The following is a 23,847-nucleotide window of genomic DNA, read 5'->3' as shown; positions in this document are numbered from 1 at the left end:
ATCGGGGGGCTCAGCGATCTCGGCGAAGATCCGATACATCAGCCCCCGGTTCGTGCGCTCCTGGGTTTCCAGCCGTTCGGCCACCTCCACCCGAAAGTCATTGCCCGCCAGATCCGAGGGGGTATCCCGCAACACCTGATGGGCGGCGTCGATCGCCTGCAGTGCGGCGCTGATGCGTTCGCGTGCCTCTGGCGGACTGACCCAATTACCCACCCCTCAAAGATATCGAACACACGTGCGAACAACACCCGACAACGGCCGAACTGTGGATAAACCGCAAACTGTGGACAAAGGGACGCCGCAGCCCTTGTCGGGCACTGACCTTGTCGTACTCCCGCTATAGTTTGTCAGCCGGGAATTACCACTCCGGTCTCGTCAGCGAGGACATGATGGCCGACATCATCGATCGGGAAAAGACATCCAGGCTGATCAAACAACGGATTGCGAGCACGAGCAATCCGCGCCACCTGTCGATGCTCAACCGGCTGTTAGACCACACGGTGGGCGAGGCGACGCTGGACCTCGATCTGGTGATGTCGACACTGTGCGCGAACCCGCGTTACGTCGCCTGGGGCGCGCCCACGGACATGAGCCCGGCGGGACGGCAGGCCGTCCAGTCCTTCTACGAAGAGACGATCGTCAAGGGCGGCCAGTTCTACCTGGAGATGGACATAGACCGCATCGTCGTCGACGACGACACGATCGTCACCGAGGGCTATTTGCGTTCCCTCTACTACGGCGCTGACGCGGCGAAAAGAGGCTTTCCCGTCGATGATCCCGAGGCCTTCTATCTGCTGACGCTGCGCATGCTGATCGTGTGGCCGTTCGATGCCGAGGGCTTCATCATCGGCGAGGAAAGCTATAGCGCTGTGACGACGCCCGACTTTTTCACAAAGCTCGAGACATCCCAGGTTCCCCCGGCATTCCGTGAATTCATCGCCGCGCGCTAACTCGTCGAGTTGCGGCCTTGCAACGCTTCAGGATTGGCGATCCGGACGGGCGTTCCGTGCAGCCAGGCCAGCACCGCTTCGACGGTATCCGAATAGAACGCAGCCAGCATTTCGCGGGTGACGTAGCCAAGGTGGGGAGACAGCGTCACATTCGGAAGCAACCGCAACGGATGATCGGGTGGCGGCGGTTCGATGTCGTACACGTCGAGGCCGGCGCCGGCGATGCGGCCGCTCCGCAGCGCGCCGATTAGAGCGGCCTCGTCGACGATCGGGCCCCGGGACGTATTGATCAGGTAGGCATGCGGCTTCATTAGAGCCAATTCAGGTTCCGCGACCAGACCCCGGGTGCGCTCCGAGAGGACCACATGAATGGAGACCACGTCGGCTTCTGCAAACAGTGTCGCCTTGTCGACCCGGCGCGCACCCGCGGCGGCGGCGGTCTCCTCAGTGAGATTCTGGCTCCACGCAACCACTTCCATGCCAAAGACTTTCGCGTATTCGGCCATGCGTTTGCCCGTCCTGCCCAGACCCAGAAGTCCAAGCGTCTTACCGGACAGCGTCATCCCCGTCGTGGACTGCCACCCGCCGTCGCGTACGCGCCGATGTTCTTCGGCCAGATTGCGTACCGTCGCGATCAGCAAGCCCCAGGCAAGCTCGGGGGTGGCGTCGCGAACGGAACGGAATCGGGGATTGGTGAAATCCGAGTGCACCACCAGGACGCCGCGCTCGCTGGCCGCGGCGATGTCCAGATTGGGCAGCGTTCTGCCGACGATGGTGATCAGCTTCAGGTTCGGCAGCCGCTCGATGAGCGTTCGCGGCAGCGCCATCCGCTCGCGCATCGTGCACAGGACATCGAACGGCCGCAGCGCCTCGACGGCTTCCTCCTCGGACAAATGCCGGTCGAAAACGGTTATCTCAGAACGGGTCTCCACCGGTGACCAGTCGGCCAGGTCGAGGGCCACCCCGGGATAGTCGTCGAGTATCGCCACTCTGGGCATGTGATCTCCTGTCTCCGCCGTGCCCGTCCATTGGATTGTGCCGAGGCGGCGCACGCATTCGCCAGCAACATCGTGAGCGCTCTACGTTGGACATTGTGTTGCGATATGCCGTGACGTCGATCGCCACAACGGCGATAGCCGCCGTTGCGGTAGCCGGATCGGCCGCGGCTCAACCGCCGGCCACCGAAGTCGTCACCGTGGTGCCCGTCGGGTCCAACGGCCAGCCGATCAACGGCTACCAGGAGGCATCGTCGCCGGGCAACGTGACCGAGGTCAGCGACTGCACGACTCCGTCGCCATCGGCAGTGGCGGCCGACATCTACTACTGCTCGCCCAGCGCTGCCGGGGCCGGCACGTGCTGGCCCGCGACGGCCGGATCCCTGTTGTGTGTGGACGATCCGTGGGACAGGCGCCTGCATCGGGTGACCTACGGCGGGCAGCTCCCACAGGTGCAACCCACGGCCACACCAGACCCCTTCGCGCTGCAGCTCGACGACGGCACACACTGCCTGTTGCGCAACGGCGGCGCCTGGGGCACCCGCGATGACGGGTACGTCGGCGTCTACGACTGCGGTGCCCTCGCCGTCCTATGGCTGCCCAGCCAGGGGGCTGGGACCTGCATCGACCGTTCCGCGCCGGCCTGGACGGTCAAAATCGGTGCCCTGGGCGCACCGACCGACCACCTGCCGGCGCCGCAGATCCGGGCGGTCAAGACCGCGTGGTTGGGCGGAGCTTGAGAAGCCCTCCGGCCAAACCGTTGCGACGCCCGAAGATCTGCTTATAGTCAGGACACATCGAAATTCGTGCTGGCCTAGGAGCGTAAGCGATGGGCGCAACCACCATTCCGCGAGTACCGCTACGCCGTGTGGACCGTTTCTTCATCAACGGCGAATGGGTCAAACCCAGTTCGGACGCAACCATTCAAGTCATGGACTCGGGCACCGAGGAACTGTACTTCGAAGTTCCGGAGGCGCAGCCCGGCGACATGCATGCGGCCATCGGGGCCGCGCGGCGTGCCTTCGATCACGGTCCGTGGCCGCGGATGACGCACGCGGAGCGTGCCGACTACCTGCGTTCGATCGCGGCCGGGCTCGAAGCCCGCACGGCTGACCACGGCCAGATGTGGCCGCGGGAATCCGGGGTCCTCTTTTCGCTGGCGCAGTACTCCGCCCTGGGCGACGCGGGCACCTTCAGGTTCTACGCCGACCTGGCCAACGACTATCCGTTCGAAGAACCCTACGAGCCGAGTCCACTGGGGCTGGCCGGCGGCGGATTCGGTCTGCTGGTGCGTGAGCCCGTCGGCGTCGTGGGCGCGATTGTGCCCTGGAACGGGCCGCTGTCACTCATCGTGTCCAAAACCGCTCCCGCGCTGCTGGCCGGGTGCACGGTGGTGCTCAAGGTCTCTCCCGAGGCGCCCGGTGCCGGCTACCTGATGGCCGAGATCGCTGAAGACGTCGGTCTGCCGCCCGGCGTGCTGAACGTGATCACGGCCGACCGCGAGGTTTCCGAGCTACTGGTCCGTGATCCGCGCATCGACAAGGTCGCGTTCACCGGATCCACCGCCGCGGGGCGCAAGATCGGCGCGATCTGCGGCGAGCGGGTTGCCAGATGCACCCTTGAACTCGGCGGCAAGTCAGCGGCGGTGATCCTCGACGACGCGGACCTGGGCACCGCGGCGGCGAAGCTGGCGGGCGCGGAGTGCCTGTTGTCCGGCCAGGTCTGCGCTTCGCTCACCAGGATTGTGGTGTCGCGCAGCCGGCACGACGAATTCGCCGATGCGCTTGCCGCGGCGTTCTCGGCGATACAGGTTGGCGACCCCTTCGACGCGTCGACCCAGATGGGTCCCCTCGCAATGGAACGTCAGCGCGACCGCGTGGAGCGCTATATCGCCCGGGGCATCGAAGAGGGCGCCACGCTGGTCACCGGCGGCGGGCGGCCCAAGCACCTCAAACGCGGCTACTACGTCGAGCCGACAGTGTTTTCCAACGTCGACAACAAGCAGGTGATCGCGCGGGAAGAGATCTTCGGACCAGTGCTGAGCGTGCTACCGGCCGACGACGACAATCACGCGATCGATATCGCCAACGACACGATCTACGGACTCAACGCCGCGGTGTTCACCCCGGACATTGCCAGGGCCCGCGACGTCGCGGGCCGACTGCGCTCAGGCACCGTGGGCCACAACAACATGCGCATGGACATGGCTACTGCCTTCGGCGGATTCAAGCAATCGGGAATCGGGCGCGAGGGCGGCCGCGAAGGCCTGCTGCCGTACCTCGAAACCAAGACCCTGCTGCTCGACGAAGCGCCACCGCGATATCAGCGCTGAGACTCAGCTGACTGGGCGCCTCAACGCCACTTGATGCCGCACCCGATCGACGGCCGCTGATCGGGGTCGACCGGTTGCCCGGCAAGCACAGCGTCGACCGCCGCGCGGACGTCGGCCGCCGTCACCGGTAGCTCGTTTCGCGGCCGGGAATCGTCGAGCTGGCCGCGGTAGACGAGTCGACGCTCACCGTCGAAGACGAACGTGTCGGGTGTGCAGGCCGCCGAGTAGGCGCGGGCGACGTCTTGGGTCTCGTCGTAGAGGTACGGAAACGTCCAGCCGTGGCGCCGGGCCTCGGTCACCATCTGATCGGGCCCGTCCTGCGGGTAGGTGGCGACGTCATTGCTCGAGATGCCGACCATCGCGACGCCCTGATCGGCAAGGTCCCGGCCAAGCGCGGCCAGACCGGCAGCGACGTGCTGGACGTACGGGCAGTGGTTGCAGATGAACGTGACGACAAGCGCGGGACCGGCGAGCTCGTCGAGGCTGACCGTGCCGCCGGTCGCCGGCTCGGGCAACGTGAACGACGGCGCGGGCGTGCCGAGGGCGAGCATGGTGGACTCGATGGCCATGCCCGCCAGCGTAGCGACGACCAGGCCGCATGTCCCGAGCGGAACGAATTATCCTGTGCGCCAAAGGGATTCGTGTCAACCCGTGCGCCCGCGACGGACGGCGTCTTCCAGCAGGTCGCCGGCGCGGGCCAGGCTCTGCGCGGCTGTGGTCATCTGGCTTGCCACCTCCCGTGCTCGAGTGGCGCAGTGCGGAGCCAGAACCGTCTGCAGGTCATCGACCAGGGAGTCGAACGTGCTGTCGTAGAACGCCCGCCCCAAACCGACTTGCAGTCTCGTCACGCCGGCTGCCCACACCGGTTGATCCAGCCAGAACGACATGATCAAGGTGGGCATCCCGGCCCGCAGACCGGCGGCAGTGGTGCCTGCGCCCCCGTGGTGCACGACAGCGCGGCAAGCCGGAAAAATGGCCGCGTGGTTGACCGCGCCGACAACCTTCACGTCGTGGGAGTCCGGGGTGTCGGTGAGATCATTCGGGCCGCTGCAAATCAACGCGCGCTCGCCTAACTCCAGACAGGCCCCGCTGAGCACGGCGACGGTCTCGTCGGGGGAGGGGATCGGGGTGCTGCCGAAGCCGAAGTAGATCGGCGGCGTTCCGTCGGCGATCCACGACAAGACCTCGTCGTCGGCCTCGGCCGGCAATCCCAACGTCAGCGCGCCAACCAACGGCCGTGCGGGTCCATGCTGATCCGATTGCACCCATTGGGCTACCGGGCCGGGCAGGCAGAGCTCGTCGTAGGCCTGGATCTCAAGCGAGGCCGAGGGTCCGGTTGCGGCCGGCAATCCCAGGGCATGGCGTTGAGCGTCGTCGGTCTGCTTCGCTATGACCGCGGCCGGGCCTTCAGATATCCAAAGCCGGGCGGGAAAGACATGCAGCGCGGCCAACGCTATGCCGTAATACTCCGCGACGTTGGCGGCCACGCCCTGTTCGTTGAAGCCCGCCACCAGCAGGTCGGCCCCCTCCGTCAGCGACTTCAGCGTCGCGGTCTTCTCCGCCTTGACCTGCCCGACATGCTCCATGACGGTGGAAAACATGCCGATCGGGTTGCGCAGCGCGGTCGATGGGTCGCCGACCAGATCGCCGGCCGTGGCCAACTCCTTGCGCGAGTCCGGGCCGTAGGCGACCGCGGCAAGCCCGGCCGACTCGACGAAACCCAGCAGGTTGGGGGGAACCGCCACCCGCACGTCATGGCCTCGGCCCAGCAACTCGCGGGCGACGGCAGCCACGGGTTCGACATCGCCGCGAGTTCCATAGCCGACCACGACAATTTTCATCGACCGGAACTTTATCTGGCGGGCAGGTTGGCGGGGCCAGGCGGGGACGGTCCGTGCGAGGTTCACCCCCAGTTGGCCCTGCGGTGTTTAATGCCACGGCAATTCAGCAGTGCCAGAACGAGATCCGGCGCGTGGGCGCTAGCATTGTCGAACATTCGCAGCAAGGCTGCGGCGTTGCCAGGCAACTTTGTTACCGGCGCGTTGAAAACGAAGATGCGGAGCCGGGATCTGGCTACGCTGTAGGCGCATCCGGATCGATACGCGAACGGGGAGAGGGGCGGGGTGTCACATCTATTCGTGGCTCCCGAGTGGCTGACGTCGGCGGCAGCGGACTTGGAGAACCTTGGCTCGTCGCTCACTGCGGCGAACGCGGCGGCGGCCGTTCCGACCAGCGGGATTGCCGCCGCTGGCGGTGACGAGGTTTCCCAGGCGATCGCGGCGGTATTCGGTGGGTTCGGTCAGGAGTATCAGACGGCCAGCGGCGCGGCCAGCGATTTTCAGCAGCGGTTCGTCCAACTGATGAGCTCGGCGGCTTGGTCATATACCGCCGCCGAGGCGGACAGCGCGAATCCGCTCCAGATGATCGTCCAAGACGCATTGGGCGTCATCAATTTCCCCACCGAGTTGCTGCTGGCGCGCCCGCTGTTCGGCAACGGCGGTGACGGGACGGCGGGAAGTCCCCAGGGTGGGGCCGGCGGCCTGTTGTGGGGCAACGGCGGTGATGGTTACTCCTCGACGACGGCGGGAGTCGCCGGCGGGACCGGCGGTAATGCCGGATTGATCGGCAATGGTGGTATGGGCGGCACCGGCGGCCCCGGCGCGCCCGGTGGCGCCGGTGGTAGCGGCGGCTGGCTGTTCGGTGGCGGCGGCTGGGGCGGACAGGGCGGCACCGGCACGACGCTCGGGGGACAAGGCGGGATCGGCGGCGACGCGGGTCTGCTCGGGTGGGGCGGCACCGGCGGCGGCGGCGGAAACGGAACCGGCGGCTTTGGCGGCGCCGGGGGCCGCGGCGGCTGGATGTTTGGGCCGTCCGGAAACAACGGGCCGGCTGGAACCAACCCGGGCGACGCATCCGTCGGGCTGTACATGTATTCCGGCACCGAGGCCATTGTCAACGTCTCCGTCAACGGCGGCCAGACCATTCCCGTGCTGGTGGACACCGGATCCACCGGTCTCGTCATCCCGTGGCAGGACATTGGCTTCTGGCACTTGGGCCTGCCGACCGGGATCGGTATCAGCGGCTACAGCGGGGGCATCGACTACGTCTACCTCACGTTCCACGCGCCGGTGGACTTCGGGAACGGCGTCGTCACCGCCCCGACCGATGTCGACGTCGTACTGTTCGCCTTCCCTACGTCCCTGTCGGCCGCAATCAACCACGGCTGGACGTTCCAGCAGTACTTCGAGCCCGACGGGGTCGTCGGCGTCCTGGGCCTGGGACCGAACTCGGGGGGGCCGGGTCCCAGCGTCGCCACCCAGCAACTGCCCGGCGGCATGAACGAGGGCGTGCTGATCAACGAGCCCGGCGGCAAGCTCGAGTTCGGCACCAATCCCGGAACCCCGATCGCCACCCTGGGCGGAGCGCCGATCACGGACGTGGCAGTACAGATCGGGACGGGTGCGCCCAAGATCGTCACCAGCGCCACGATCGACTCCGGCGGCGTCTACGGCACCATGCCACAATCCGTCCTGTCGGCGAGTGGTCTCTCCGGAATTCCGGACGGCACCGTCATTAGCGTCTACACCCCGGACGGCAGCACGCTGCTGTACCAATACACGGTGGCCGGGAACGCCCCCGAGACGATCTCGTCGGGCATTATGAACACCGGCTACATCCCCTACGCGGAGAAGTCGATATACATCTCGTACCAGCCCGCCGACTTCGGGACAATCACGATCAACACCGCGTGATGCCCGTCGGCTCTGTCCTTACTTGAGCCGGTTGGCCGCGAACGTCGCCGCCTGGGTGGTCATCCCGGACTGGATGTAGGACACGTGCGCCATGATGTTGCCGCCGCCCGAGCAGATCGGGTCGTCGGGGGCGCACAGGCTGATGGTCTTCCCGCCGTACAGCGGGCTGATCGTGGGCAGCGGTTGGCCGCCGTACAGCGCGCTGGAGAATCCGCTGGTCGGTTCGCCGAACAGGGCAACAGCGGCCACATGATCGGCGACAGGGGCCGGCATCGCGTTGGTGGCCAAGTCGATGACCGTCGCGCCCTGGGAATATCCGCCGAGCACGATCTTGGTGTTCGGGCAGCCGGCGACGGTGTTCTGGATGTGAGCGCTCGCATCGGCGGAACCGGCCGCCGAGCTGCCGTGGTAGTCGTCGTTGGCCGGGTAGTTGACCGCGTAGGCGCTGAGCGACTTTCCGCCAACCTGCGAGGTCAGCGAATCGACAAAGGCCTGGCCGACATCGGCGAGACCGGGCTCCTGATGGGTGCCGCGGGCGTACACCACCTCTACGTCGGAGCAGGGGTCGGCGGAGGCGGCAGGGGCGTAGACCGGCGCGCTGAGCAGCGCCCACGTCATTACGACCGAGACGCCGACAAAGCGAGCAAGGCTGCGTGCAGTCATGTCCAAATGCTTACACATCGCCCTAAGGCGCGGCCGGGGGACCGCCGGCTATCGGCCTGTCCGGAGTTAGCCGCGCCGCAATCCGGGGTATCCGCGCGGACATGGGGTGGGTAACAGCACACGCATTCGCGATCTCGGCCGGGCTGCTGGCGGCCTTCTTTGCCGCCGTGGGGATCGTCGTTCGGCAACGAGCCGCCCAGGACGTTCCCTCCGGCGACGCCCTGTCCGGGACGATGACGAGCCTGGTTCGGGAACCGTCGTGGTGGATAGGGACTCTCGCGGCCGCCGGCGGCTACGTGTTTCAGGCCCTCGCCCTGGCCCACGGATCGTTGCTCTTGGTCCAGCCGCTGCTGGTGTCGTCGTTGCTGTTCGCGTTGCCGATGAGTGCCAGGCTTTGCCACCAACGGGTCAGCTGGGCCGACTGGGGCTGGGCCGCGCTGTTGACGGCCGCCCTTTCGGTCTTCGTGCTCGTCGGCCAGCCGCGTGAGGGACACAACCGCCCGCCGGTGCCGGCGTGGACCATCGCACTGGTGATCACGGTGCCTGTGGTGCTCGGCTGCGTCGGCGCGGCCCGCCGCACGGCCGGCCGCACGCGCGCAATGCTGCTGGCGGTCGCCGTGGCTGTCCTGCTCGGCATGATCGCCGTCTTGACCAAGATCTGCACGCACCGCTTCGCCATGGGCGGCTGGCACGAGCTGCTGACCGCCCCCGCTCCCTACCTGCTGGTCGCGCTTGCCGTCACGGTAACCGTGGTGCAGAACTCCGCGTTCCATGCCGGTGCCCTGCAGACGTCGGTGCCGATCATGTTGGTCGGCGAACCGGTCATCGCGGTACTGCTCGGCGTGGTCGTGCTCGGTGAACACCTGGCAGTGCGAGGCTCGGCGGCTCTGGCTCTGGCCGCGGCGGTAGCGGCGATGGTCGCGGCGACCGTCGCGCTAGCCCGCGAACAGGGAGCCGAGCCGGACGATGCGCCCACCTCGAGCGAGGATGCATCCGCCGTCACAGCTTGGAGCCCAGCCCCGCAATCAAATTGATGGTGACTGCCAGGACGACGGCGCCGAGCAGATAGGACAGCAGCGCGTGGCGCAACACGGTCGCCCTGATGGACGTCAATCCGATCTCGGTGTCTGACACCTGGAACGTCATCCCGACGGTGAACGCCACATAGGCAAAGTCGCGGAAGCGCGGCGGCTCCGGGTCGTGGAAGTTGATCCCGCCGGGCTCGTCGGCGTAGTACAGCCTCGCGTAGTGCACGGTGAACAGCGTGTGCACGGCGAACCAGGACGCCGCGACGGTCAGGACGCCGACGATGGCGGCCGCGAAGGCTTCGCCGCCGCTACGCGAACTGGCTGCCACCACGTAGCCGACCCCGCCCAGACTTGCGACGCTCGCCGACACGATGACCGCCTCGGTGACCGGTCGTGTTGGGTCCTCCCTGTTCACGTATCGGCAAGTCTGCTCGGCATCCATGCCGCCCAGGAGGAGGCGCGTCCAGGCCACATACACGCCGGCGGTGACGACCCAGCCGGCCAGCGCGAATCGCCAGCCCACAATGTTCCCGACCAGGACCGCCACGGCAAGTCCAAGGACGGTGGCAATCAGTATCCGAACTGCGACGGTGTCGCGGGACAACCTCACCAGGGATTCCATGATCCCGATCTCATCATCACGGCTCCCCTCCGGTCTAATGTTCCAATCGATGCGTCGTTCCTGGACTTGGACATTCGATCTACCGCCGGAGCAGCTGTGGCCGGTGCTGGCCGATACCGCCCGCTTCAACGAGGCGTTGGGACTGCCGCCCTACACCCTGGAGAACACGCTGCAGGACGACGGCACGGTCCTGCGCCGCGGGCAGGGCAAGGTCGCGGGCTTCATGCTCGAGTGGGAGGAGCGACCCTACGAGTGGATCAGGGGCCGGCACTTCCGCCAGTCGCGCGTTTTCACCAAAGGCCCATTCCGCCGCTTCGGCCCGGTATTCGACCTCGATCCCGACGGGCAAGGCGGCTCGAAGGTCACCTACGCGCTCGAATGGGAGCCGCTGACCTTGGTCGGCCGCGTGTTCGGCGCGCGGCTGGCGGCCCAGGCCGGCGAGAACGTGGGAAAGCGCGTCGTGGAGGCCGTCACTTTTGCTCGTGGTGACCACGCGACCGGGCGGCTGACGCCGTTCGAGCTGCCGGAACCCGCGCTGCCACACGGCGCGCGTGAACGGGCCACGGCGATGGCGGCTGACATAAACCGCAGCCCGTACGGCAATGGCCTAGGCACCCGGTTGGCCGACTTGGTGCTGCATGGCATGGCCGCCGATCTCGCCTATATCCAGCCCAAGGCGCTCGCCAGAGAGCTCGGCGTGTCTCCCCGTGAGGCGATCGAAGGTTGCCTGGCGGGGGTGAAGGCCGGGCTGCTCGCGATGAAGTGGGGCCTGCTTTGCCCTAACTGCCGAGGAGCCAAGCTCAGCGTCAGCACGCTCGCCGAACTGCCGCACGGCGCGCACTGTTCGACCTGCAACATCGACTACGACCGCGATTTCGAGCGCAACGTCGAACTGTGGTTCGCGCCGGCGCCGGCGGTGCGCCCGGTTCCCGACGGCGGTTTCTGCCTGTCCGGCCCGATGGGGACCCAGCACGTCGCCGTGCAGGTGCTGTTGGCTGCGGGGGAGCGGCGCGAGGTGGCCGTTGACCTGCCTGCGGGTTCCTATCGGCTGCGCACGCTGCATCCCGGCGGTTCCGCCGATGTCGAGTACGAGTCCGGAGCTTTTCCGGGCCTGCACATCACCGAGGCGGGCGTGGAGGCCTGCGAGCAAGACAACGAACCGGGCAGCGTGACATTCGTGAATAAGACCAGCGTCGAGTTGGCGGCTTTGATCGAGGAGCGCACCTGGGCGCGTGAGACGCTGACGGCACCGGAGGTGATCTCGCTACAGGCGTTCCGCGATTTGTTCGCCGAGGCGACGCTGCGGCCGGGCGACGACGCGGGCATCAGCCAGGTCGCGCTGCTTTTCACCGACCTGCGAGGCTCGACTGCGCTTTATGAGCGGGTGGGGGATGCCACGGCGTACAACATCGTGCGCCAGCATTTCACGCTGCTGGCTGGGATCGTGCGCGAGCACGACGGCGCGGTGGTCAAGACGATCGGCGACGCGGTGATGGCCTCGTTCGACGACCCCGCGCAGGCGGTGCGTGCAGCGCTCGCCATGCAGGCGCAGATCGGCTCGACGGCACACGCGGGCGAGGATCTTGTCCTGAAGGTGGGCATCCACGCGGGGCCGAGCGTGGTCGTGACGCTGAACGACCGGCTCGACTACTTCGGCTCGACGGTGAACATGGCCGCTCGCCTGCAGGGGCAGAGTGCGGGCAACGACGTCGTGTTGTCGCACGCCGTGGCGAGCGATCCCGCGGTGCAGGAAGTACTGACCAGCTTGCCGCAGCGCCAAGAAACGGTCGCGCTCAAGGGGTTCGCCGAACCCGTCGGCTTCCTGCGGCTGGTGGACACGGCTGTGTGACCAATTACGTTGTGCGCCAATGGTTTAGCAATTCATCCGACTCGGTCGACTGATCAGGCCGGGCGGCCCATCCCGGTCGGCGGCGCCGACCAGATCGAGCTGCATCCAAGCGACGTCATGCCAACTGCCGTGCTTCCATTCGACGCGCCGGTAGAGCCCGGCGTCCTGGAACCCGAAGGACCGATGAAATGCGTTGCTGGCCTCGTTGGGTTGGGTGATACCGGCAAAGGCGCGCCGGTATCCGCGTTCGGTGAGCCGGCGCAGTAGTTGCGTGTAGAGCTTGCGGCCGCCGCCGCCGCGGTGGTGGTCGAGGTCGACATAGACACCGGTCTCAACCGACCATTGAAAGGAAGGCAGCCGGGCTTTCAACGCGTGCGAGTAGGCCATGCCGATGATCTGGTCGCCCTGTTCCAGGACAAGCCATTCGTGCGACTCTCGATTGGCGGCGATGCGTGCGGCCATCTCGTCCACGCTGGGGACTTCGAGTTCCCAACTGATCGCTGTGTGTTCCACGTAGGGGCGGTACAGGGCAACGCACGCGGCCGCATCCTGCTGGGAAGCCAGGCGCACGAGGCCGCTGATCGCTTGCATGCCAGAAGTCTGCCAGCCGCGGAGCGCGATGGGCTGCGCGCAGGACGCGACGATGGAAGTATCGCGGGAGTGGCCACCAAGAAACCGCAAACGATCTCCTACCCGGCACCCGAGGCGCGCCCGCGCCGGCACGGCGACGTGCCCCTGGATCCCCACGTCATCATCCTGTTCGGCGCGACGGGGGATCTGGCCAAACGCAAGCTGATCCCCGGTCTCGCCTATTTGGAGCAATCGAAACTCGCGCCTGACATCCAGATCGTCGCGACGTCGCTGGAAGACCTCAGCGACGACGAGTTCCGCGACATCGCCAAGAACGCAGTCGATTCGTTCGGTTCCCACGAGCTCGCGCCCGAACAGTGGGCAAACTTCGCGAAAATAATCACCTACGTCCCGCAGGGTGCCGGTCCCGGCGCACTGGCGTCGGCGGTGGATCAAGCCGAAAAACACCTCGGACCGGACGTCCGGCGGCTGCATTACCTGTCGGTCCCGCCTAAAGCCGCGCGGGATGTCATCACCATGCTGCGCGACGCCGATCTCGTCGAGCGCTCACGGGTGGTGATGGAGAAGCCGTTTGGCACCGACTTGGCCAGCGCCGTGGCACTCAACGACTTCGTGCACGAAACATTCGACGAGTCCCAGATTTTCCGTATCGACCATTTCCTGGGCAAGGAAGCTGCGCAGAACATCCTGGCGTTCCGGTTTGCCAACGGCCTGTTCGAACCGATCTGGAACCGCAACTTCATCGACCACATCCAGATCGACATTCCCGAGGCTCTGGGCCTGGATCAGCGGGCGAATTTCTATGAAAGCACCGGCGCTTATAAGGACATGGTGGTGACCCACCTGTTCCAGGTCATGGCGTTCGTGGTGATGGAGCCGCCGACGGCCCTCGAGCCGTATGCCATCAGCGAGGAAAAGAACAAAGTGTTCCGATCGATGCTGCCGGTGAAGGTTTCGGACGTGGTGCGCGGCCAGTACGGCGGCTACCGCGAAGAGAAGGGTGTGGCAAAGGATTCCGACACCGAGACCTTCATTGCGCTTAAGGCCGGCATCGACAACTGGCGCTGGGCCGGTGTGCCGATCTACCTTCGCACCGGCAAGAAGATGGCCGAGGGCATCCGCATCATCTCGATCGCCTTCAGAGAGGCTCCGCGAACCATGTTCCCGCCCGGGTCTGGCGTGGGCACACAGGGTCCCGATCACCTGACGTTCGATCTCGCTGACAACTCAAAGGTGTCGCTGTCCTTCTACGGCAAGCGGCCCGGCCCCGGCATGAAGCTCGACAAGATGTCCATGCAGTTCTCCACGCAGGAGATCGACACCGTCGCCGACGTGCTGGAGGCCTACGAGCGTCTCATCCTCGACGCGATGCGGGGCGACCACACGCTGTTCACCACCGCCGAGGGCATCGAATCGTTGTGGGAGCGTTCGCAAGATCTGCTCGACGACCCGCCCCCGGTCAAGGTGTATCAGCCCGGCACGTGGGGCCCCAACGCCATCCACCAACTGATCGCGCCGAATGCGTGGCGGTTGCCCTTCGAGCGGGGATGGCGGGAAGCCAAGAAGTAGCGACCTGCCTGACGGGCGAACAGGCCCGCTCAGCACGGTAGGTTGAACGCGGTTCCGCACGACGGGGAAGGAGACACCGTGCCGCAGACCGCGGCCATGGCCGAGGCCGACCGGGCGTGGATGATCGACACGCTGCTCGCGCTGCTGCAGACCCCAAGCCCGTCGGGGCGCACGGACGCGGTGATGCAGCTGATCGGGGACATCTTCGACGACTTCGGTGTGCCGTTCTCGCTGACCCGCCGGGGGGCGCTGACCGCCGAACTCGCGGGGGAGTCGGCCGCCACCGACCGGGCACTGGTGGTGCACGCCGACACCATCGGCTGCATGGTGCGTCGGCTCAAGGACAACGGCCGTCTCGAGCTGGTTCCGATTGGCACCTTCTCGGCCCGATTTGCCACGGGCGCGCGCGTGCGCATCTTCTCCGACGACCCCGAGGAATTCATTACCGGCACCGTCATGCCGCTCATGGCCAGCGGGCATGCCTTCGGCGACGAGATCGACACCCAACCCGCGAGCTGGGAGCATGTCGAGGTCCGCGTCGACCGCCAGGTGTCCTCGCGGGAGGGCCTTGTCCGACTCGGTCTGCACATCGGCGACTTCGTGGCGCTGATCGCCAGTCCCGAGCTCACCGCCGACGGCTTTATCGTCTCCCGTCACCTCGACGGCAAGGCCGGCGTGGCGGTGGCACTGGCATTGGCAAAAAACTTCTCCGAGAACAAGGTGGTGCTGCCGCACCGCACGACGGTGATGGTGACCATCACCGAGGAGGTCGGCCACGGAGCCAGCGACGGCCTGCCCGCCAACGTCGCCGAACTGATCTCGGTGGACAACGCGGTGTGCGCCCCCGGCCAGCACTCCATCGAGGACGGCGTGACGGTCCCGATGGCCGATATGCACGGCCCGTTCGACTACCACCTGACGCGGAAGCTGTGTCGACTCGCCGAGGACCAAGGCATTCCCTTCGCGCGGGATGTCTTCCGCTATTACCGCTCGGACGCCGCCGCGGCGATCGAGGCAGGCGCGGGGACCCGGGCCGCGCTCGTCGGTTTCGGGCTCGACGGCAGCCACGGCTGGGAGCGCACCCACATGGATTCGCTCGAGGCGACGTACAACCTGCTGCACGCCTGGTTGCAGACACCGCTGACGTTCGCCAAATGGGACGCCAAGCCGTCGGGCAAACCACAAGACTTCCCGTCGTCGGAGCAGCCTGCGCCAACCGAACAATGGGTGCCGCTGGCCCGAGGCGAGCACGCCGAGCCCGGCGAGGCCTGGCCCGGCACACACTGGCCCCCCTCGGAGGGCCCACACACCTGAGGCGGCTGCCGGGTTCGGAGATTGCGGTGACGTTCAGTCGGGGATGTAGTCGAACTCGTCGGGGTGGGGTCCGGTACGGCCCGGCTCGCCGCGATCCAGGGCGGTGATCGCGTCCATGTCGTCCTCGGTGAGGGTGAAGTCGAAGATCTCGTAATTCGATTTCATCCGCTCGGGGGACACCGACTTCGGGAACACGATGTCGCCGCGCTGGATGTGCCAGCGGAGCACCACCTGCGCGGGCGTCTTGCCCAGCGATTCCGCGATCCCCACTATGACCTCGTCATCGAGGACCTTGCCCTGGGCGATGGGTGACCACGCCTCGGTCTCGATCCCGTGCGCTCGGCCGTAGACCCGAACCTGCTCGTTGACGAAGTAAGGGTGCACCTCGATCTGGTTGACCGCCGGCACGGTGTGTGAACCGTCGCCGATCAGCTCGAGATGCGTCCGTTGGAAATTCGAGACACCGATGCTGCGGGCGCGCCCGTCGCCGGCGAATTCCTCGAGCGTGGTCCACGTCGAGAGAAAGTCACCGTCGTACAGCGTCGGCAGGGGCCAGTGAATGAGGAAGAGGTCAACGTAGTCCGAGCCGAGCGCGGTGAGCGTCGCGTCGAATGCCCGGCGCGCATCATCGGGCGCGTGAAACCCATTGTTCAGCTTGCTGGTGATGAATACCTCGCCGCGATCGAGACCGGCGTCACGAATACCTTGGCCCACTTCCTTCTCGTTGCCATACATCTCCGCCGTGTCGATGTGGCGGTATCCGACCTCGAGTGCGGCACGAACCGCGGCGGCGGTTTCCTTGGGTTTGATCTGGAAGACACCAAACCCCAGCTGCGGGATGGTGTTCCCGTCGTTCAGGGTGATTGACGGGACGGTGCTCATGCGCTCAAGCCTCCTGGTCCTACGTGCGGTCTGGGTGGGTCCGAGTAGGGATGCCCACTTCTGGTGCTAACCCAACCCCGATCACGCCTAGGGGAGCCGGCCTACGAGAACATGAACCGTATGGCACCGACATTGCGCCCGCGCCGATCCGTGCTCTACCTGCCCGGCAACAATGCCCGCGCAGTGGAGAAGGGCAAAACACTGCCGGCGGACGTGCTGATCTTCGACCTCGAGGACGCCGTCGGACCCGACGCCAAAGCCGAGTCGCGGGGCAGGGTGTGCGAGGCGGTCTCGTCCGGGAGCTACCAACCCCGCGAGGTCATCGTGCGGATCAACGGTCGGGGCACCGACTGGCACGACGACGATCTGGCGGCCGTGGCGGGTTCGACCGCTGACGGAGTACTCGTGCCGAAGGTCGAAACCGGCGATCAGATCCTAGGATTGGCCGCCGCGCTCGACACGCTCGGCGCGCCGGAGTCCATGCAGCTGTGGGTCATGATCGAAACGCCACGGGCCTTTCTGAGAGCTGAGGAGATCAGCTCAGCCAGCGATCGTTTGGCCGGCCTAGTCGTCGGCACCAACGATCTGGTGAACGATCTGCACGGACTCCACGTCCCCGGACGTGCGCCAGTTGTGCCTGCGCTGGCGCTGGCGGTCTTGGGTGCCAGGGCGGGCGGAAAGACCATCTTGGATGGCGTCTTCAACAACATCCAGGACGAGGCCGGCTTTCGGGCCGAGGCTCGACACGGCCGCGAAATGGGTTTCGACGGCAAGACCCTGATCCACCCGTCCCAAATCGGTCCGGCCAATGAAGTGTTCGGCCCGTCCGATGAAGAGACCGCCGACGCCCGCAAAATCGTCGCGGCCTACGAGAAGGCGCAGGCGGTCGGCGACAGCGTTATCACGGTCGATGGTCGCATGATCGAAAGCCTGCACGTCCGGGACGCCCAACGCATCCTGACCCTTGCCGGTCTCATCGCCGAAATGGATTCCGCCCGCAGTCAACGGCAGTGATCACGAGTCGTCGATGTCTACAGGGCTGCGGTGCTGTGCTGTTCGATCCACTGGGTAAGCGCATCCTCCAGCGCGGCCGCCATGTCAACCCCGGCGGTGTCGGCGGCCTGTTCGAACTGCTCGACCAAGTCGGTCGGGACCGACGTGTTCAATTTGCAACGGTTCGGTTTTGGCTTCGGCGGCTGGGCCACCGGCACGTGTCTCGCGACCGTCGCGTCCAGGGCTTCACGCAGGGCGGGTATCTCGTCGAGCAAGCGGGCGAGGTCGTCGCGCTCGATACGCAGCACCTCTGACGGCCCGATTGTTGTCACGGTCGCAGAACGCAGTTGCCCGCGGCGTAGCACAGATTCGCCGATCACCTCGCCCGGCCCCAACACGGCAATGCGGTCCTGTCCGACGTACACCCCCACTTCGCCGCTGAGCAGGATGTAGCAGGCGTCCGACGGCGTCTGCTCGCGGATCAGCGGCCATGGCACGGACTGCGAACTATGGTGTGCCGCCGCGACGAGACGCTCCAGTTCGTCGTCCGAGAACTTGTCGAACGCGGCGAACTCCCGCAGCCGACCGGCGTCTTCATCGTGGCCGTGCACGTCTGGTTTCATAGCGGGCTCCTGAGGCGCGATGTGACCGTGACACCGAGGAGCCTAACGCCGATTTTGCTCAGTTCACCGAAAAATTACGGCCATCCACCACGGCGGATTAGGGGGCGGCGCGTCGCTACAACACCGGGTGCCCGTGAGAGCCTCTTGGAAGCTAGCCGCAACAGAAAGGGACTTGATGGCCCACCCCGACGATGATTCCAACGCCAGCCTGCTGCAAGAACTCTTGTGGACCTTTGGACCCTGTGGTCAGGAAGACGCGGTGCGCGCCGTGTGTGCCCGCGAACTCCGATCCTTCGTCGATGACGTATGGACCGACAAAGCCGGCAACCTCATCGGTTATATCCACGCAGCGGACGGCCCCGCCGACGACGGCGCCCATCGTTGGAACCCGACGGCAGGACCGGGCGCCGGTACCCGGGTCATGGCGCACATGGATGAGCTATCCATGCTCGTCAAGCGGATCGAACCGGACGGCGCGCTGCACGTGACGCAGCTGGGGGTGATGTACCCCGGCAACTTCGGGCTCGGTCCGGTCGCTGTGCTCGGCAACCACGAGACGTTCACCGCGGTGCTCGCGCTCGGCTCCGAGCACACTACTAAAGAAAGCCAGCGTATCTGGGAGACAAAACCGGACCAGGGCGACAAGGCGCTGGACTGGCAGCACGTCTACGTGTTCACCGGCCGAACTCCCGAGGAGCTGGCCGACGCCGGGGTTCAGCCCGGCACCCGGGTGTGCGTGGACCGAAGCAAGCGAACGCTGGTCGACGTCGGAGGCTACATCGGCTCCTACTTCCTGGACGATCGGGCGGCAGTGACCGCCCTGCTGCGCGCGGCCCGCCTCCTGCACGAAAGCGGGAAACGACCGGTCGCGGACACCTATCTGGTATTCACTACCAACGAGGAGATCGGCGGGGTTGGCGGCTCCTATGCCAGCGCCACTCTGCCCGGCACGCTAACGCTGGCGTTGGAGGTGGGGCCCACCGAGCAGGAGTACGCCACCAGTGTTACCGGCGGCCCGATCGTCGGTTACAGCGACGCCCTGTGCGTGTACGACAAAGACGTCGCCGACCGGCTGATGAAGATCGCCGCGCACCGCGGATTGGCGCCTCAGGCGGCGGTGCTGGGTGCGTTCGAGTCGGACGCGTCCCACGCAAAGGCCAACGGCCTGACACCGCGTGCGGGTCTGCTTTGCCTGCCTACCCTGAGCACCCACGGTTTCGAAGTCATCGCCCGCAATGCGATCGATGACATGTCCAACATCCTGGTCGACTTCTTGCTGCAGCCGGACGGCGACGACGACTCGAGCTGAACGCCTTCGCTATCAGGTGGTGAGGCAGGCGCGTCGTTGGACCGAAACGACAGCGCCGCAAGGCCTTCGGGTAGGCCCTATCCAGCTGGCAGTCTGACCGCGGCCCACAGTGTGCGGATACATAGGTCTCGTAGCTGTTGGCGAGAGATGGTTGGGTTGTCAATCCAGTCGAGGATGGCGGTTTGCACGAAGCCGAGCCAGCTGGTGACGGCGAACCGGGTTTCGCTGTCGATAGGAATCACCGCGGCCAGGCTGTTCAATATGCGGTCGCGTTGAATCGTCGTGCGCGCCTGGCGGGTTGGACCCAGATCGTCCTCGGTGGACTCGGCGTGGTGGGCCATCCGGTAACCGGTGGGGGAGTTTTCGGCTTGGTCGATGTAGACATCGAGGCCGGCCTTAATTTGGTCCAGCGGCGAGAGCGCGGGATCGGGGGAGCTGGCGCGCAGCAGGTTGTCGCCTTCTAGTTCTACGACGGCGGCGAAGAAAGCCCGCTTGCTGGGGAAGTACCGATACAGCAGCCCGCGAGAGACCCCGGCCAGCGCCGCGACCTCCTCGATGGACACCTGCTCGTACGGGTGTCGGGCGAAAACTTGAGCGCCGATTTCCAGCAGTTGCGCGCGCCGCTGCTCGGTCGTCAACCGGATCCGCACCCGGCCGATTCTATTGACTTTGCTGCATTTGGGCTGGCATCGTCTTACTAATGAACCAGATTCATTAGTAAGGAGTGTGTGCGTGAGCAAGGACGTCGTCCGGAACTGTAAAAGTGACCGCGACTCTGACGAGGCAGCGATCCGCGCATTACTTGACCGCCAGATCAAGAGCTGGGACGCCGGCGATCCCGTCGCGTATGCCAGCACTTACGCACGTGAGAGCGACTGTGTGAGCTTCCTCGGCAGTCACTACCAAGGACGGGCAGCGATCGCCGCATCATGCGAGGTTCCGCGCGCTGGCTCGCTACTCAAACGCCTGCTACGGGGCACACGCCTGCAACTCCAGATCACCCGCCTACGATTCCTTACTCCGGATGTCGCTGTAGTCCACGCCACCTGCAGTGCGGCAAGGGGGGCACGGCGGATTCGCCGGAACCTACGAACGAACACGAGCATCGCCGTCCGCACGGCCGATGGTTGGCTGTTGGCCGCCTCACAGAACACAACCCAGCGCCCCCTCGCGGAAAGGCTTACAAGCAAGCTCGTTTCAGGTTAGAAATCGTCCTGGTACAACTCGACCCGGCTGATGCACCGGCTTGGCCGCCGCCCGCCCGAACCAGTCTTGTGCGACAGTCACTGGTCTGCTCTGCCGGTCCGCAGTCGCTCGGTTCGTGTGCCGTTTGAGGTTCGTGACCGGGCAGCAGCTCATCGTGCACGTCCGGCAAGGCAGGGTGTTGCCCGACCCGTTGATTCGGCGTCACCGGTGCTGCTGGTTACACTCCTAAACGTGTCGGCACGGTGAACCTCGAGTCTGAGGTCGAGGCGTTTCGTGGCGAGTTGATCGGATACTGCTACCGCTACTTCGGTTCGTACGCCGATGCCGAGGATGCGGTGCAGGAGACGATGCTTCGCGGGTGGCAGCACGCTGGCGAGTTCGAGGGTCGCGCGTCGCTGCGTACGTGGCTGTATAAGATCGCAACCAATATCTGCCTGGACATGATGCGTGCCCCGCAGCGTCGCTGCCTACCGATGGACCTGTCGCCGTCCGGTGAAGTGCCAGGTGACCCCGCCATGCTCGTCACGCGGCCGCAGACCATGTGGGTCGGCCCGATTGCCGACTCTCACCTGGCTACTTCGGCCGATCCCGCCGATGTCGCGGTTCAGCGAGAGTCACTAAGGCTCGCCTTCGTCACCGCGCTACAGGTGCTGCCGCCCCGACAGCGGGTGATTCTGATCTTGCGCGACGTGCTGGCGTGGTCGGCACAGGAATGCGCCGACCTGCTCGACTCGTCCGTCGCATCGGTTAACTCGGCACTGGCCAGGGCACGAAGGACCATCTCTGAACACGACCCGGTAACCGCCCGTGCGGCGCTCGTCGAGGACGACGAGGCGCTGCTGTGCGACTACGTGGCCGCGTTCGAGGCCTACGACGTGGACCGGCTGGTAGGCCTGCTCACCGAGGACGCCATTTTCAGCATGCCGCCGTTCGAATTGTGGCTGCTCGGCGCGAGCGCGATCGAGCGGTGGTGGCGCGGACCCGGGCAGATCTGCCGCAACTCGCGCACCGTTGCGGTCCGCGCCAACGGCCAGCCCGCGGTCGCCGTCTACCACGATGTCGGCGGCCGCCGGTGGGAGCCGTTCGCCATCCACGTCCTTGACATCGAGGGCGGGCGGATCAGTGCGATCACCCATTTCATGGACCAGGTCGTGTTCGCCGAGTTCGGCCTGCCGGACGAGATCACCGATCAGTTTCCGGCGGGGCCATCGTCTACCTCCTGACAGCAATCCGCGACGAAGGAGGACGATCATGACCCGCAAGGTCACTGCGCATCTGTTCAACTCGGTCAACGGCGTCGTCGAGAGCCCGAATTTGTGGCAGTTCGACGCCTTCGGGCCCGACGAGGGCCAGCTGATGAGCGAAGTCATTGGCCCGGTTACGGACGTCGTTATCGGCCGTAAGCTCTGGCAGGAATGGTCGGAGTACTGGCCCAATGCTGACGACCCGTTTGGCCAGTTCATCAACCCGGTCCGCAAGCATGTGGTCACTTCCACGCTGTCCGGCGACCTGCCGTGGAACAGCACCGTCATCGCAGGAGATCCGGTGCAGTACGTGACCAAGCTCCGCGAGAACGACGGCGGCGACATCTCCGTCGCCGGTGGCATCGAGACCATCCGATCGCTATTCCTGGCCGGAGTGATCGACGAGCTGATCCTGACCACGCATCCGGTCGTGACAAACAAAGGCCGTCGGCTGTTCGACGAAAAGGTACCGACCACGCGCCTGTCGCTAGTGAGCGCCAAGCCGACTGCCTCCGGCAATGCCATCTTGACGTACGCGCTCCGGCCGAGTGACTAATTTCGGATTGGTACACATGCCCTTTACCACCTTCGCCGTGGTCAATCCCCATGCGGGCGGCCAGGCTACCGGAGTCCAACAGGCGATGAGTTTCGCAGTGTTTTCTATCTGGCAGATACCCAATCCTTCCTTCCCCAAGAGAGTGTCATGACCGCCACTTACACCTTCGACGTCTTTTCCAGTCTCGACGGGTACGGCACGGCCCGCGGCGACTGGGGCGGCTACTGGGGCAAGCAGGGCCCCGAACTGCTCGACCACCGCCTCGCCTTATACGAGACGGAGCAACGGATGGTCTTCGGGGCCAACACATATCGGGCGTTCGCGCAGATGGTGGCCTCGGCCACCGAGGACTCCGAGGTGCATGACCCATGGGTAACCAGAATGCGGAGACTGCCGGCGATTGTGGTGTCGACCACCCTAAATGGACCGCTCGACTGGCCGGATGCGACCCTCGTGAAAGACGACGCCGTCGACGCCGTCGCTCGGCTCAAGGACGAGTCCGAGGTGCCGTTGCGCTCGCACGGCAGTCTGTCTATGAACCGGGCGCTGATGGCCGCTGGCCTAGTTGACCGCGTCCAGGTGACGCTTTTCCCTGTTATCACCGGCCAAACCGGTAATAAAGCGATCTTCCAGGGCGCGGCCGACTTCGACCTCGAGCTAATCGAGACCCGAAAGCTCGACAGCCACATCCAAGAGCTCATCTACCGGGTATGAATGACCCAACAGGATTGATCGCCGACCGCCGTCGAGTGCAGGACCGCAAACCATCCCCTTACGGGACACCGCCTCGCCGCCACTGTCGCGGTCCACCGACTTGCCGAGCGCCCCGATATGTCGAGATGAACCAAATGAACGTAGCCATCACGGGCTACGCTCAGGAGCAGATCGGGAAGCACACGGTCACACAAAATGAGGTGTGCATCGAACCCGGGATGGTTCAGCCGCGCGAGAGATGGGAGCAGCACGGTGGAATCCACTGAAGAGTTCGCCGTTCGAGTGATGGACACGATGGATAGTGCAAGCCTCGCCATCCTGATCAGCATCGGGCATCAGACCAGGCTGTTCGACGTGATGGCGGAGCTACCGCCGTCGACGAGTTTGCAGATCGCCGACGCGGCCGGCCTGAACGAGCGGTATGTGCGGGAGTGGCTCTGCGGCATGACGACCGGTGAAATCGTGGAGTACGACCCCGGCTTGGCGACTTACTTCCTGCCGCGGGACCGTGCCGCGCTGCTGACACGATCGGCCGGTCCGGACAACCTCGCGCGGGCGGCACAGTTCATCCCGTTACTGGGCGAGGTCGAGCAAAAGATCATCAACTGTTTCCGCAAGGGCGGCGGGCTGTCCTACTCGGAGTATCCGCGATTTC

At 65.6% G+C, this 23,847-nt stretch carries 23 protein-coding genes and 2 pseudogenes; 15 read left to right on the top strand and 10 right to left on the bottom strand.

The genetic code is table 11. The annotated features are described in order from the left end of the window. Positions 1-213, bottom strand: a pseudogene (locus JO236_RS07785) (HNH nuclease); the annotation flags it as partial. A gap of 176 nt (positions 214-389) precedes the next feature. Between JO236_RS07785 and JO236_RS07780 the strand changes: the two are divergent. Next, a complete protein-coding gene (locus JO236_RS07780) occupies positions 390-950 on the top strand; it encodes a nuclear transport factor 2 family protein (RefSeq protein WP_293326945.1) in 561 nt (186 codons plus the stop codon). Here the strand turns inward: JO236_RS07780 and JO236_RS07775 are convergent. Next, positions 947-1,948, bottom strand: coding sequence for a D-2-hydroxyacid dehydrogenase family protein (locus JO236_RS07775; protein WP_293326943.1), 1,002 nt, complete (start codon positions 1,946-1,948; stop codon positions 947-949). The genes JO236_RS07780 and JO236_RS07775 overlap by 4 nt on opposite strands. 95 nt (positions 1,949-2,043) lie before the next feature. Between JO236_RS07775 and JO236_RS07770 the strand changes: the two genes are divergently transcribed. Then, complete coding sequence (locus tag JO236_RS07770; protein ID WP_293326941.1) at positions 2,044-2,685, top strand: hypothetical protein; 642 nt, start codon at positions 2,044-2,046, stop codon at positions 2,683-2,685. An 89-nt stretch (positions 2,686-2,774) separates the two neighbouring features. Beyond that, entirely contained in the window at positions 2,775-4,277 is a 1,503-nt protein-coding gene (locus tag JO236_RS07765) for an aldehyde dehydrogenase (protein ID WP_293326939.1), read from the top strand. Positions 4,278-4,297: 20 nt separating this feature from the next. On the opposite strand, the gene JO236_RS07760 is transcribed toward JO236_RS07765, so the two are convergent. Continuing rightward, complete coding sequence (locus JO236_RS07760; protein ID WP_293326937.1) at positions 4,298-4,846, bottom strand: thioredoxin family protein; 549 nt, start codon at positions 4,844-4,846, stop codon at positions 4,298-4,300. Positions 4,847-4,921: 75 nt separating this feature from the next. Further along, positions 4,922-6,118, bottom strand: a complete 1,197-nt coding sequence (locus JO236_RS07755) for a glycosyltransferase (protein ID WP_293326935.1) — start codon at positions 6,116-6,118, stop codon at positions 4,922-4,924. A 282-nt stretch (positions 6,119-6,400) separates the two neighbouring features. On the opposite strand from JO236_RS07755, the gene JO236_RS07750 reads away from it, so the two are divergent. After that, on the top strand, positions 6,401-8,029 hold the full coding sequence (locus JO236_RS07750; RefSeq protein WP_293326933.1) for a PecA family PE domain-processing aspartic protease: 1,629 nt from the start codon (positions 6,401-6,403) through the stop codon (positions 8,027-8,029). Between the two features lie 18 nt (positions 8,030-8,047). On the opposite strand, the gene JO236_RS07745 is transcribed toward JO236_RS07750, so the two are convergent. Beyond that, on the bottom strand, positions 8,048-8,692 hold the full coding sequence (locus JO236_RS07745) for a cutinase family protein (RefSeq protein WP_293326931.1): 645 nt from the start codon (positions 8,690-8,692) through the stop codon (positions 8,048-8,050). 101 nt (positions 8,693-8,793) lie between these two features. Between JO236_RS07745 and JO236_RS07740 the strand changes: the two genes are divergently transcribed. Beyond that, positions 8,794-9,726 carry a DMT family transporter gene (locus JO236_RS07740; RefSeq protein WP_293326929.1) on the top strand — a complete coding sequence of 311 codons (933 nt, stop codon included), beginning with the start codon at positions 8,794-8,796 and terminating at the stop codon, positions 9,724-9,726. Here JO236_RS07740 and JO236_RS07735 read toward each other — a convergent pair. Beyond that, positions 9,692-10,342 carry a DUF1345 domain-containing protein gene (locus tag JO236_RS07735; protein WP_293326927.1) on the bottom strand — a complete coding sequence of 217 codons (651 nt, stop codon included), beginning with the start codon at positions 10,340-10,342 and terminating at the stop codon, positions 9,692-9,694. The two genes, JO236_RS07740 and JO236_RS07735, sit on opposite strands and share 35 nt — an antisense overlap. A gap of 103 nt (positions 10,343-10,445) precedes the next feature. Here JO236_RS07735 and JO236_RS07730 point away from each other — a divergent pair, with 103 nt between their 5' ends. Next, positions 10,446-12,191 (top strand): adenylate/guanylate cyclase domain-containing protein, encoded by a 1,746-nt coding sequence (locus JO236_RS07730; protein ID WP_293326925.1) that lies wholly within the window; start codon positions 10,446-10,448, stop codon positions 12,189-12,191. 24 nt (positions 12,192-12,215) lie between these two features. Here the strand turns inward: JO236_RS07730 and JO236_RS07725 are convergent, their stop codons facing one another. Beyond that, positions 12,216-12,782 (bottom strand): GNAT family N-acetyltransferase, encoded by a 567-nt coding sequence (locus JO236_RS07725; RefSeq protein ID WP_293326923.1) that lies wholly within the window; start codon positions 12,780-12,782, stop codon positions 12,216-12,218. Positions 12,783-12,851: 69 nt separating this feature from the next. Here JO236_RS07725 and zwf point away from each other — a divergent pair, with 69 nt between their 5' ends. Both zwf and JO236_RS07715 read left to right on the top strand, forming a co-directional pair. Next, positions 12,852-14,351, top strand: coding sequence for a glucose-6-phosphate dehydrogenase (zwf, locus tag JO236_RS07720; RefSeq protein ID WP_293326921.1), 1,500 nt, complete (start codon positions 12,852-12,854; stop codon positions 14,349-14,351). Positions 14,352-14,429: 78 nt separating this feature from the next. Continuing rightward, positions 14,430-15,665, top strand: a complete 1,236-nt coding sequence (locus JO236_RS07715; protein ID WP_293326919.1) for an osmoprotectant NAGGN system M42 family peptidase — start codon at positions 14,430-14,432, stop codon at positions 15,663-15,665. 33 nt (positions 15,666-15,698) lie between these two features. Here JO236_RS07715 and JO236_RS07710 read toward each other — a convergent pair whose 3' ends face one another. Continuing rightward, positions 15,699-16,547, bottom strand: a complete 849-nt coding sequence (locus tag JO236_RS07710; RefSeq protein ID WP_293326917.1) for an aldo/keto reductase — start codon at positions 16,545-16,547, stop codon at positions 15,699-15,701. Between the two features lie 120 nt (positions 16,548-16,667). Here JO236_RS07710 and JO236_RS07705 point away from each other — a divergent pair, with 120 nt between their 5' ends. Then, positions 16,668-17,561 carry an HpcH/HpaI aldolase/citrate lyase family protein gene (locus JO236_RS07705; protein WP_293326915.1) on the top strand — a complete coding sequence of 298 codons (894 nt, stop codon included), beginning with the start codon at positions 16,668-16,670 and terminating at the stop codon, positions 17,559-17,561. A 17-nt stretch (positions 17,562-17,578) separates the two neighbouring features. On the opposite strand, the gene JO236_RS07700 is transcribed toward JO236_RS07705, so the two are convergent. After that, positions 17,579-18,163, bottom strand: a complete 585-nt coding sequence (locus tag JO236_RS07700; protein WP_293326913.1) for a cyclic nucleotide-binding domain-containing protein — start codon at positions 18,161-18,163, stop codon at positions 17,579-17,581. Between the two features lie 175 nt (positions 18,164-18,338). Between JO236_RS07700 and JO236_RS07695 the strand changes: the two genes are divergently transcribed. Beyond that, the gene (locus tag JO236_RS07695; RefSeq protein ID WP_293326911.1) at positions 18,339-19,472 is read left to right on the top strand and encodes a M42 family metallopeptidase; all 1,134 of its coding nucleotides are present in this window, start codon (positions 18,339-18,341) and stop codon (positions 19,470-19,472) included. Positions 19,473-19,549: 77 nt separating this feature from the next. On the opposite strand, the gene JO236_RS07690 is transcribed toward JO236_RS07695, so the two are convergent. Further along, on the bottom strand, positions 19,550-20,122 hold the full coding sequence (locus JO236_RS07690) for a TetR/AcrR family transcriptional regulator (protein ID WP_293326909.1): 573 nt from the start codon (positions 20,120-20,122) through the stop codon (positions 19,550-19,552). Between the two features lie 76 nt (positions 20,123-20,198). Here JO236_RS07690 and JO236_RS07685 point away from each other — a divergent pair, with 76 nt between their 5' ends. From JO236_RS07685 to JO236_RS07665, 5 genes and pseudogenes are all read left to right on the top strand, one after another. Beyond that, positions 20,199-20,678, top strand: coding sequence for an SgcJ/EcaC family oxidoreductase (locus JO236_RS07685; protein ID WP_323802150.1), 480 nt, complete (start codon positions 20,199-20,201; stop codon positions 20,676-20,678). Between the two features lie 242 nt (positions 20,679-20,920). Next, positions 20,921-21,901, top strand: a complete 981-nt coding sequence (locus JO236_RS07680) for a sigma-70 family RNA polymerase sigma factor (protein WP_293326905.1) — start codon at positions 20,921-20,923, stop codon at positions 21,899-21,901. A gap of 28 nt (positions 21,902-21,929) precedes the next feature. Beyond that, on the top strand, positions 21,930-22,478 hold the full coding sequence (locus JO236_RS07675) for a dihydrofolate reductase family protein (protein ID WP_293326902.1): 549 nt from the start codon (positions 21,930-21,932) through the stop codon (positions 22,476-22,478). A gap of 147 nt (positions 22,479-22,625) precedes the next feature. Beyond that, a complete protein-coding gene (locus JO236_RS07670) occupies positions 22,626-23,192 on the top strand; it encodes a dihydrofolate reductase family protein (RefSeq protein WP_293326900.1) in 567 nt (188 codons plus the stop codon). Positions 23,193-23,387: 195 nt separating this feature from the next. After that, positions 23,388-23,847: pseudogene (locus tag JO236_RS07665) on the top strand (methyltransferase); the annotation flags it as partial.

It is taken from the genome of Mycobacterium sp. (genome assembly GCF_019247635.1).
Lineage (GTDB): Bacteria > Actinomycetota > Actinomycetes > Mycobacteriales > Mycobacteriaceae > Mycobacterium.
The sequence above is the reverse complement of the archived record's forward strand: the minus strand, read 5'-3'. Positions and strand labels throughout refer to the sequence as shown.